Source organism: Vibrio sp. 1978 (genome assembly GCF_033344345.1).
This window is the reverse complement of record NZ_JAWPOP010000121.1, coordinates 1-1,184: the sequence shown is the minus strand read 5'-3', so window position 1 is coordinate 1,184 and position 1,184 is coordinate 1. Positions and strand designations below refer to the sequence as shown.

Sequence of the window (1,184 nt, the reverse complement as noted above, 5' to 3'; positions counted from 1 at the left end):
TCTCATAACCCTCGCTCAACCGTCGGTACCATCACCGAAGTTTACGACTATTTACGTCTGCTTTACGCTCGTGTTGGTGAACCACGCTGTCCTACTCACCACGCCCCATTAGCCGCACAGACTGTCAGCCAGATGGTGGATAAAGTATTGGAACTGCCAGAAGGCAGTAAAATGATGCTGCTTGCTCCAATCGTAAAAGAGCGCAAAGGTGAGCATGTAAAAACACTAGAAAACCTTGCCGCACAAGGTTTTATCCGAGCGCGTATTGACGGCGAAACTTGCGATCTTTCAGATCCTCCAACACTTGAGCTACACAAAAAACACACCATTGAAGTCGTGGTCGACCGATTCAAAGTTCGCCCAGATCTGCAACAACGTTTAGCAGAGTCATTTGAGACGACGCTAGAGCTTTCTGGTGGTATTGCGGTGATTGCTCCGATGGATGGCGATGGGGAAGAAATCATCTTTTCAGCGAACTTCGCTTGTCCGCAATGTGGCTACAGCATGCAAGAGCTGGAACCGAGATTGTTCTCATTTAACAACCCAGCAGGCGCGTGTGGAACTTGTGATGGCTTGGGTGTACAACAGTATTTTGATCCAAGCCGAGTGATTCAAGATGACTCACTCAGTTTGGCACAAGGTGCCATTCGTGGTTGGGATCAAAAGAATTACTATTACTTCCAAATGCTGACTTCATTGGCGGATCATTATGGATTTGATTTGCATGCTCCGTTCAACTCTCTGCCAAAGAAAACGCAAGACGTTATTCTCAAAGGCTCAGGCCGCACCGAGATCGAGTTTAAGTACATCAATGATCGCGGCGACATTCGTGTAAAGCGCCACCCATTCGAAGGGATTTTAAATACGCTTGAACGTCGTTACCGCGACACCGAGTCCAACTCGGTTCGAGAAGAGTTGGCCAAATACATCTCGACAAAATCATGCTCAAGCTGTGGCGGTACTCGTCTACGCCTTGAAGCACGTAATGTATTTATTGCCGATACCACCTTACCTGAGATCGTTGAGCTCAGTATTGCAGATGCCCTTACCTTCTTCCAAACACTCAAGCTAGAAGGTCAACGTGCGCAAATCGCAGAAAAGGTCATGAAGGAGATCAATGATCGTCTACAGTTCCTTGTAAATGTGGGCTTGAACTACCTTAATTTATCCCGGAGTGCAGAGAC

The 1,184-nt window shown here is 47.3% G+C and carries 1 pseudogene; it reads left to right on the top strand.

The annotated features are described in order from the left end of the window. Positions 1-1,184: pseudogene (locus tag R8N49_RS24900) on the top strand (excinuclease ABC subunit UvrA); the annotation flags it as partial.